The organism is Achromobacter maghribensis (genome assembly GCF_057334215.1).
In genome coordinates, this window is record NZ_JBHFII010000047.1 from 386,311 (window position 1) to 396,157 (window position 9,847).

At 67.1% G+C, this 9,847-nt stretch carries 8 protein-coding genes; 5 read left to right on the forward strand and 3 right to left on the reverse strand.

Features of this window, described 5'->3' with window-relative positions:
- Nucleotides 1-34: 34 nt before the first annotated feature.
- Nucleotides 35-952: a DUF808 domain-containing protein gene (locus tag ACE039_RS21700; RefSeq protein ID WP_485823296.1), complete on the reverse strand. Its 918-nt coding sequence runs from the start codon at nucleotides 950-952 to the stop codon at nucleotides 35-37.
- 78 nt (nucleotides 953-1,030) lie between these two features.
- Nucleotides 1,031-1,726 carry an iron-sulfur cluster repair protein YtfE gene (gene ytfE, locus ACE039_RS21705; RefSeq protein WP_448710792.1) on the reverse strand — a complete coding sequence of 232 codons (696 nt, stop codon included), beginning with the start codon at nucleotides 1,724-1,726 and terminating at the stop codon, nucleotides 1,031-1,033.
- 153 nt (nucleotides 1,727-1,879) lie between these two features.
- Between ytfE and norR the strand changes: the two genes are divergently transcribed.
- Nucleotides 1,880-3,406 (forward strand): nitric oxide reductase transcriptional regulator NorR, encoded by a 1,527-nt coding sequence (gene norR / locus ACE039_RS21710; protein ID WP_485811549.1) that lies wholly within the window; start codon nucleotides 1,880-1,882, stop codon nucleotides 3,404-3,406.
- 70 nt (nucleotides 3,407-3,476) lie between these two features.
- Here norR and ACE039_RS21715 read toward each other — a convergent pair whose 3' ends face one another.
- Entirely contained in the window at nucleotides 3,477-3,833 is a 357-nt protein-coding gene (locus ACE039_RS21715) for a gamma-glutamylcyclotransferase family protein (protein ID WP_448710790.1), read from the reverse strand.
- A 171-nt stretch (nucleotides 3,834-4,004) separates the two neighbouring features.
- Here ACE039_RS21715 and ACE039_RS21720 point away from each other — a divergent pair, with 171 nt between their 5' ends.
- The 4 genes from ACE039_RS21720 to ACE039_RS21735 form a co-directional block, all read left to right on the forward strand.
- Nucleotides 4,005-4,640, forward strand: coding sequence for an STN domain-containing protein (locus ACE039_RS21720; protein ID WP_146120995.1), 636 nt, complete (start codon nucleotides 4,005-4,007; stop codon nucleotides 4,638-4,640).
- Complete coding sequence (locus tag ACE039_RS21725; protein WP_416023743.1) at nucleotides 4,637-5,152, forward strand: RNA polymerase sigma factor; 516 nt, start codon at nucleotides 4,637-4,639, stop codon at nucleotides 5,150-5,152. The genes ACE039_RS21720 and ACE039_RS21725 overlap by 4 nt, the downstream gene beginning before the upstream one ends.
- Before the next feature lie 103 nt (nucleotides 5,153-5,255).
- A complete protein-coding gene (locus ACE039_RS21730; RefSeq protein WP_485823297.1) occupies nucleotides 5,256-6,236 on the forward strand; it encodes a FecR family protein in 981 nt (326 codons plus the stop codon).
- 130 nt (nucleotides 6,237-6,366) lie between these two features.
- On the forward strand, nucleotides 6,367-9,847 hold a 3,481-nt coding region (locus ACE039_RS21735), incomplete at its 3' end, for a two-partner secretion domain-containing protein (protein WP_485823298.1).

Here is a 9,847-nt window from a genome sequence, read left to right on the forward strand (position 1 = left end):
CCCCCCCCCCCCCCCCCCCCCCCCCCCGGCCGCGTCAGCGTTTCTTGAACAGCCGCTTGACCACGCTGACCACGCCCAGCACCACGGCCCCGGCCACGATGCCGAACAGGGCGTTGAGCAAGGTGGACGTCAACGCGTGCACCACGGCGCCCCCGCCCACGGCGGCGGCGGCCTGCTCGACGGCGGCGTGCACCGGCGCAATGCCATGGGTCAGGATCGCGCCGCCCACCATGAACATGGCCGCGGTGCCCACCACCGACAGGGTCTTCATCAGGTAGGGCGCCCCGCCTACGATGCGCTTGCCCAGCCAGGCCGTCGCCTGCGAGCGCTTCTGGCTCAGGTACAGGCCCAGGTCGTCCAGTTTGACGATGCCGGCCACCAGGCCGTAGACGCCTACCGTCATGGCGATGGCGATGATCGACAGCACCATCACCTGGCGCGTGAAGTCGGCGTTCGCCACCGCGTCCAGGCTGATGACGATGATCTCGGCGGACAGGATGAAGTCAGTGCGCACCGCACCTTTGATCTTGTCGCGTTCGAAGGCGACCATGTCGACGGACGCGTCCTGCAGCGCTTCGGCGCGCGCGGCGTGATTGCCTTCGACCGACTCGCCATGCGGCAGGAACTTGTGGGCCAGCTTCTCCACGCCTTCGAAGCACAGGAAGGCGCCGCCCAGCATCAGCAGCGGCGTCACGGCCCATGGCAGGAAGGCGCTGATCAAGAGCGCCGAAGGCACCAGGATCAGCTTGTTGATGAAGGAACCCCGGGCCACCGCCCACACGACGGGCAATTCCCGGTTGACCGGCACGCCGGCCACCTGCTGCGCGTTCAGCGCCAAGTCGTCGCCCAGCACGCCGGCCGTTTTCTTGGCCGCGACTTTGGTCATGACGGAGACATCATCCAGAATCGTGGCGATGTCGTCGAACAATGCGAAAAAACTGCTGCCGGCCATCAAGCATCCCCTGAGCCTTAAGGTGACCCGAGTTTACAGGCGGCACGGCCCGTTCGGCTGCAACACGGTTGGCCGTTTTCATTCCTTTTGTGTCGGGATCGGGCTGGGCGGTACCCGCCCCCCGGCGTCGTCGAACAGGATGTTGTTTTCCAGATGGATATGCGCCATCAGGTCTTCCTTGAACGTGCGGATGCCCAGATACAGCGCGCGCCAGGTATTGCATGCGGCGCGCGGCAAGGTCAGGTCGTTCGTCAGCGCCAGCAGGCGTTCCAATGCCACGCCATGGTCGTCGTGTTCCATGCGCATCACCATGATGGGCATGGTCGCCATCGCTCCGTGGCCGCGGGCCAGCATCGGAAACAGCACTTGCTCTTCCTTCTGCATATGGCTTTCCAGTTCCTGGTGCATCGTGCGCAGGTGGTCGGCCAGGCCAGTGGGGCAATCCGGGCTGTCGGCGTGCACCTGCTCGACCTTCAATGCCAGCCGGATCAGTTCGGGCAGCTGCTGGCGGTGCACGTCGTGATAACGCGCCAGGATGTGGTCGATCAGTTCGGCGGGCGATGCCTTGCCCCAGTCCTTTTCGTGGGGCGGGTTCCGCGACAGCGCGATCAAGCGCGCTTCGATCTGCGTCGGGTCCAGCGACCGCTGGGCCGCGGCTTCGCCCAGGCTTTTCTTGCCGCCACAGCAAAAATCCAGTTCGTATTCGTGGAACACCTGCGTGGCGCCCGGGATGCTACGGGCCAATTGGCCCAGGGATTGCTCAACCATGCTCATCGCGTCTCTCCAGTGATCTTGACGGGTACCGGAGTAAGAGCGAAAACCATGCCAGAAAAACCTTGCTTTAAATCAAACACTTGCAAAACTTCGGGTAGATAACACCATCGCGGCTTGGGGTTTTAATCACCCCGCGACGGTAAAATCAACCCCATGCAAAACCTCCTGCTTGCCGATCTGGTAGCCGACCTGCCGCCCGCCATCCGCCTGCAACGGCTGGTCTCCAGCCTGCGCGCGCATTTCCGCTGCGGCGCCGTCGCCTTGCTTCAGCAGGAAGAGGATCACCTGCGCCCCGTCGCGGTCGACGGCCTGACCCGTGACGCACTGGGCCGGCGTTTCGCCGTGCACCAGCACCCGCGCCTGGCCGCCATTCTGTCCCGCCGCGGCGTCACCTGCTTCCATCACGACAGTACGCTGCCCGACCCCTATGACGGCCTGATCAATGGCATGGCCGGCGAACCGCTGCCTGTGCACGACTGCATGGGCACCAGCCTGCATGTCGAGGGCCAGCCCTGGGGCGTGCTGACGCTGGACGCGTTGCAAGTCGGCACCTTCGACGCCGAAGCCCAGTCCGAACTGCGCGACGCCATCGTGCTGGTCGAGGCCGCGTTGCGCACCACCCGGCTGGAAACCGAGATCCGCGCCCTGCGCGATGCCCGCGGCCCAGCCCCCGCCGACAACGTGACCCCGGACCGCTACGAAATCCTGGGCAACAGCGCCCCCATCGTCCGTCTGCTGCATGAAATCGACGTGGTGGCTGATTCCGATCTGCCGATCCTGCTGCTGGGTGAAACCGGCGTCGGCAAGGAGTTGTTCGCGCATCGCGTGCACCGTCTGTCGCGCCGCGGCGGCAAGCCGCTGGTGCACGTGAACTGCGCCGCCCTGCCGGAATCCTTGGCCGAAAGCGAATTGTTCGGCCACGCCAAAGGCGCGTTCTCCGGCGCGGTCACCGACCGGCCCGGCCGCTTCGAGGCGGCCAACGGCGGCACCCTGTTTCTGGACGAAGTCGGCGAACTGCCGCTGCTGGTGCAGGCCAAGCTGCTGCGCGCCTTGCAGAACGGCGAGATCCAGCGCCTGGGCGACGACCGTCCCCGCACCGTGGACGTGCGCATCGTCGCCGCCACCAACCGCAGTTTGCGAGACTTGGTGCAAGCCGGGGATTTCCGCGCCGACCTCTATCACCGCCTGTCCGTCTACCCGGTGCCGATCCCGCCGCTGCGCGAACGCGGCAACGACATCCTGCTGCTGGCCGGCCGCTACCTGGAACTGAACCGGGCGCGGCTGGGCCTGCGCAGCCTGCGGCTATCCGAAGACGCCGAGGAAATGCTGCGCCGCTATTCCTGGCCCGGCAACGTGCGCGAACTGGAACACGTGATCAGCCGCGCCGCCATCAAGGCGGTCAGCCACGGCGCCGACCGCAACGACATCGTCACGCTGGAAACCGGCCTGCTGGACGTGTCGGACCACGATGCGCCCATGCCCACGCCGGACGCGGCGCCCGACGATACGCCCGCCGTCGGCATCCCGTCATTGCGCGACACGGTGGACGCCTGCCAACGCCAGGCGATCCGCCGGGCGCTGCACGCGCATCAGGGCAGTTGGGCCCACGCCGCGCGCGCGCTGGACGTCGACGCCAGCAACCTGCATAAGCTGGCGCGGCGCCTGGGCCTGAAGCCCTGACGCCCGGTGCGCCAAACAGAAAGGCCGCGAGGCGGCCCCTGAAAGCGGCATCCCGCAGCGGGAATGCGGATCAAGCCTTGATGTACACCCAGGCGTGCACGCCGGATTTCAGCAGCACCGATACGCGCTTGTAGTCGGCGACTTCATAGCTGTCGGCCGCGCGCAGTTCATCCTGGCTGATTTCGAACACCATGCCCGGGACTTCGTCTTTAGGGTCGTAGCTGGCGTACACGATCGGGTGCTGTGCCTTGCCGCTGGTCTTCAGGACCTGAGGGTCGGTAATGGCCACCCAATGCTGGACATAACCCGTCATCGCATCGGGCCGCCCAGTCAATTCGCGGCCGAAAGTGGCCAGTTGCACCGTTTTGTCCTGCAGCGTTCCATAAGAGAAAAGCAGGATCGACGTTTCGTGGGAGTCATGCACCATCGTGTCCTTTAGGAGAAACCCCAGGAAAACGACTTTACACCAGCGTGTCCGAGCTTCATTGAAAGGACATCCCGGCGCAACAAAAGTTTAATCTTCGACGATTACCATGGCCGCTCTTTCGCTGCCTCACGGCGGTCTGCGTTGGATTTTCTTCTGAGGCACTTGCGCAACATGGTCGCCACCCTGGCCGTCGGCGCCGCCGTTGCCGCGTCACTCCCCGTGAACGCCGCCCCGCAGGCGGCCACTCCGGAGTATGTCTTCGACTGGCCGCGCCAGCCGTTGCACGACGCCTTGCAGCAGTATGGCGAACTGACGGGCGATTCCGTCCTTTACGACACGGGGCAGGCGGCCGGCAAGACCGCCCCCGCGCTGACCGGCCGCTACACCGCTCGCGAAGCGCTGACGCGGCTGCTGGCCGGAACGGACCTTCAGGCGCATTACACGGCTCCCCGGGCATTGATGCTGATGCCCCGATTGCGCACGCCGGCCGCCCCCCCGCCGCCCGCCTCGCGCGCGGATCGCCAGCAATACTATGGCCGCCTGCAGAGCCGGGTGCTGGCCGCCCTGTGCGCCCGGCCCGCCCTGCGCACCGGCGACTACCGGGTGGCGTTGCGCGTAAGCCTGGACCCGGCCCACGCGCTGTCCGACGTGAAGGTGCACGCCACCGGCCACCCTGACATGGAACCGGCGATCCGGGACGCGCTAAGCGGCGTGCCCATCGGCGCCCCGCCGGCCGGCTTCGGGCTTCCCGCCACCCTGTTGATCACGCCCGAGGCCGCGCGCCGCTACGGCGGCTGCGCGCCATGAGCGGAAACGGCCTGGCCGCGCTGCGGCGTCTTATCGTCGACCGCTACGACGCCATCAAGCATCAGGTGGCCCGCCGGCTAGGCGGCGCGTCCGATCTGGCGGGCGACGCGCTGCATGACGCCTACCTGCGCTTGTCCGTGCGGGACGACCTGGATGCCGTGCGCCATCCGCAATCCTATCTGGTCAATACCGCCGTGCACGTGGCCATCGACCGCATCCGGCAAGACGTGCGGCTGCTGAGCGAAAGCGAAGTCAGCGAATTCTTCGACGTGGCGGATGCCAGCCCCGGGCCGGCCGAGGTGGTGCAGTCGCGCTCGGACCTGACCCGGATGTTCCAGGTGCTGGATGCGCTGACGCCGCGCCAGCGGGACATCCTGCTTGCCGCGCGCGTCGAAGGGCTGTCGCGGTCGGACCTGGCCAAACGCTGGGGTATCTCGGTGCGGCTGGTGGGGCGCGAACTACAGACCGCGCACGAGCACTGCGTCCGTGCGATGACGCCGACGGAGGAATAATTGAAAGAAAGTGTTTATTTCCGGCCGTCGGGGTTCCGTTCCTGCTGTTTGAAAACGTCTAAGTATCAGCACGGCAGATAAGGCCGCGCAAGCAAACGTCCCCATGAATTCCGACAGCCCCAACGGCCCCCGTTCCGATTCCGCCCTTGAGCGCGAGGCCCATGCCTGGGTCCGCGTCTTGGCGACGGGCTCCCCTACCACGCAAGATGGCCGGGCCTTCAAGGCCTGGCGCGCGCAGAGCGCGGCTCATGAACGCGCCTGGGTGCAGGCGGCGCGCGCGTGGCGGGAGTTGGGGCAGATCACGCAAGCCTACGCCGCGAGCCGGCCCGCGCAGACGCCCAAGCGGCCAGCGCCCGCCGTCTCCGGCAGACGGTGGTTCCTGGCAGGCGGCGCCGGGGCCTTCGCCAGCCTGGCCACCGTCGGGCTATTGCGCCCCCCCTTCGGCCTCTGGCCGTCGTGGGCCGAAGCCCGCGCGGACTATCGCACCGTGACCGGCGAGCAACGCCGCATCGCCCTTGATGGCCAGCACGTGACGCTGGCGCTGAACACGCAAACCAGCGTCAACATTTCAAGCGAGGGCATGCAAACCCGCATCGAGCTGGTCTCGGGCGAAGCGGCCATCCAGTCCACCGGAAGCCGGCCATGCGAGGTGCGGGCCGGCGCCGCCCGTCTGCGGCTGGCGTCTGGCGACATCGAAGTGCGGCGGCTGCACGGCGACCGCGTCCACGTGCGCTGCAACAGCGGCCAGGTGGAACTGGCGCATGCCAATGCCACGCTGCTGCTGCCAGCGGGTCAGCAACTGGGTTATGACGACGCCATGCTGGGCGCGCCTGCCGCCATTGCGCAAACCAGCTCGGACTGGCGCGCGGGCATCGTCAGCTTCCATGACCTGCCCCTCAACCTGGCCGTGGAAGAGATCAACCGCTACCGGCCGGGCCGCGTGGTGCTGATGAACGATGCGCTGGCCCGCCACCGCTTGAGCGCGCGCTATGAAGTGAAGAACCTGGATCAGGCCATCGCGCAGATCCGGCAGCTGTATGGCGCGTCCGTGCGGCGGGTGGGCGATGTCGTATTCCTGAGTTGATAAACGCGCTTGTCATAAAAAATTCACGCGGATTCCTGTACCGAGTCCCAAGGCGTCGTTCGACTAGATGAGTAAGCGGGCACGGTGGCCTAGTCACTGCCGCCCTTCATCGACATCCTTGAATCACGCCATGTCCTCGTCTACGTCCGCTACGCCCCTCGTCCCCTTCCCCGCCCTGGCGCCCCTTGGTCGGCGCGGCTCGTCCCGCGACCGACGCGCCGGCCTGCGGCCCGCATGGCGGCTTAGTCCGCTGTCGCAGGCCATGACGGCCCTGGCGATCGCGGGCAGCGCCAGCAGTGCGGCGCAAGCGCAGACGCGCGCGTTCAGCCCCGGCTGGTTCGCGGACAAGAACACCGTCCAGTCGACGGCTCAACGCACGGGCCGCATGCCCGACGGCAGCATGGCGGGCATCGGCAACGGCGCCAAACAACAGGCGCAATCTCGCCAGCAATTGCAGAAGTCCCTGGACAATCTGAATCGCGCCGCGGCAGCGGTTGCCGCCCAGCAGGCCGCGCAAGCGGCCGCGCGCGCGGCCGCGGCGGCCAATGGCGCCGACGTGCCCGACGGCCGGACCGAAGGCGGATTATGGGAAGCCCAGGGCGGGCTGGCCCGGTGGGAAGGCGCCAAGGCCGCCACGTCATCGTCAAGCAACGGCAAGCATACGGTCACGATCGAGCAGACGCAGTCCCGCGCGATCCTGAACTGGGACACCTTCAACGTCGGCCGCAATACCACGGTGCAATTCAAGCAGGCCGCCAGCGATGCGGTCCTGAACCGCGTGGTCGGCGCCAGCGCCAGACCGAGCCGGATTCAAGGCGCGATCAAAGCCGACGGCACGGTGCTGGTCGTGAACCAGAACGGCGTGATCTTCAGCGGCACCAGCCAGGTCAACGCCCGCAATCTGGTGGCCGCGGCGGCCACCATCAGCGACGAACAGTTCCGCGAACGAGGCTTGTTCGTGGATAAGGACGGCACGCTGCCCACGTTCAAGGACGCGCTGGGCGACGTGCAAGTGCAGGCCGGCGCGCGCATCGACACGGCCGTGCCCACGACCGCGACCAAGGGCGGCGGCTACGTGCTGCTGCTGGGCAGCAACGTCCACAACGCTGGCACGCTCACCACGCCGCGCGGCCAGGCCATGCTGGCCGCGGGCGACGATTTCATCATCCGCCGCGGCTACGGCACCGACGGCAATCCCAAGTCCACGACGCAGGGCCTGGAAGTCGGCACCACACTCAACACCGGCAGCCAGGCAGGACAGGTGCGCAACACCGGGTTGATCAGCGCCCCCGTCGGCGACATCACGATGACGGGCCACGCCGTGCGCCAGGATGGCGTACTGATCGCCACGACCGACATCGGCGCGCGCGGCGCCATTCATCTGCTGAACCGAGCCAGCGACACGGCAGGCAGCGTGACGCTGGGCGCGGACAGCGTCACGGCCGTGCTGCTGGAAGCCTCGGCCGTGACCGGCCTGGACGGTCAGCGCCAAGCCGCCATCAAGACGCTGGACGGCTCCGCCACCAACAAGGCCACCGGCGCCTTCGATCATCTGAGCACGGTCGCCGACCGCATGGACCTGTCGCGCATCGAGGTGGTCACAGGTGATCTGGCGTCCTTCCAGGGAGGCTCGGTCACCTTGGCCACCGGCGGGCAGATCGCCGTTTCGGCCAAGCGGCAGACCGTGTTGGAAAACGGCGCCGAACTGGATGTGGCGGGCGCCATCGGTGTCAGCGTGTCGATGGAATCGAACAACCTGCAAATCAACGTGCAGGGCAACGAGCAGCGCGACGCGCCGGTCAACCGCGACAGCAAGCTGCTGAACAACAGCGACGTGTGGGTGGACCGCCGCACGCTGGTGAAGGTTGCCAGCGGCACCCATGGCTACATCGGCGACCGCTGGTACACCAGCGGCGGCCTGCTGGAAGTGGGCGGTTACCTGGCCACCACGGAACACGGCGCCGGCCAATGGCTGGCGCAAGGCGGCACGGCCACTTTCACCGGCGGCGAACTGGTCACGCAGGCCGGCTCCGACATCAACCTGTCGGGCGGCACGCTGGACGTGCAGGCCGGCGATATCCGCCAAAGCTGGCTGCGCGGCACCGACGGCCGCCTGTACGAGGTCTCGCGAGCGCCCGGCGACCTGCTTTACGCCGGCCTGTACAAGGGGTATGAAGACACCCACGCCCGTTGGGGCGACAAGGCCACGCGCACGTTCTACAACCCGCTGATCGCCCCAAAAACGCGCTTTGAAAACGGCTACACCGTGGGCCGCGATGCCGGCCAGTTGATCGTATCCACCCATGCCGCCCAACTGGCGGGCACATTGACGGGCGAGGTATACCAGGGCGCGCGCCAGATCGACGCACCGCAATGGGACATGGACGGCTACTACCAATCGCAGACGGCCGTCGCGCGCCGCGCGCAGTTGACCGTGGGAAGCTATACGCCGATTTTCGATGCCGGCACCAACATGCTGGCCTGGACGCTGGGCGGTGTCGCCAACCAGGTGACGGCAGGCACAGGCACAGCCGGCGACGGCCTGATCCGGTTGGATGCCGCCTGGCTTAATGCCGCCAATCTGGGCGCCATCCGACTGGCCGGGTCCGAAGGGATCGCGGTGGATCAGGCCGTGCACGCCGCGCCGGGCGCAAGCGTGGTGCTGTATGCGCCCCAGGTCGATATCAACGCCAGCGTCAGTACGGCGGGCGGGCGAATCGTGGCCGGCAATATCGTCAAGCAATGGAACGCCAACGGCCGCAACGAAGACACCCCGGTCCTTGCCCCCGCCGGGGGAACGACGGGCGTGACGGTCGCCGCGGGCGCGGTGTTGGACACCGGCGGCCTGTGGAGCAATCTGCTTGCCAAGCCCGCCACGTCCGGTGAACTGGCCTATCGGCAGGGCGGCAGCGTATCGCTGCGCAGTACCCACGGTGTAACGCTGGCTGCGGGCAGCGCCGTGGACGTGTCTGGCGGCGGCGCAGTGCTGGCCAATGGCAAGACCCTGGGCGGCAAAGGCGGCGACGTCACGCTGATGGCGGGGCTTGATGCCGCCCTCAGCCAGGAAGGAACGATAGCGGCGCAGGGCGTGGACGGCGGCGGAAAGCTGTCATTACAAGCAGACAAGGTGCGCATCGTCGCGGCAAGTCAGGTCAACGCGGCATTCGCGGAAGCGGCGGGGACCAAGGTCTCCGTCCTGTCCGACGACGCCTTCAACATGGGCTTTTCGCAATATGAGGTGATTGGCCTGCACGGACTGGAGGTTGCCGACGGCGCGCAAGTGCGGGTGACGATGCCGGTCCAGCGCCATGCCTCCGGCATCCGCGCCATCCTGGACAAGTCGCAAGCCTTGCAGACCTTGACGCCCGAGCTTTACCAGGAAAATCCCGTCAAAAGCGTGCTGACGCAACGCAAAGGGGCCAGCCTGGTCCTGCAGGCCGGATCTCCGCTGTCGACCGCTGACGATTTGGAAACCACGATGTTGCGCGTGGGCAGCGGCGCCGTCGTCGAGGTCGACCCGGGGCAGAAGATCGATCTGAGCGGCGTCGGGCAGATCACCCTGGAGGGCACACTCAACGCGTGGGGCGGCGCCATCGCGGTGGGGGGGGGGG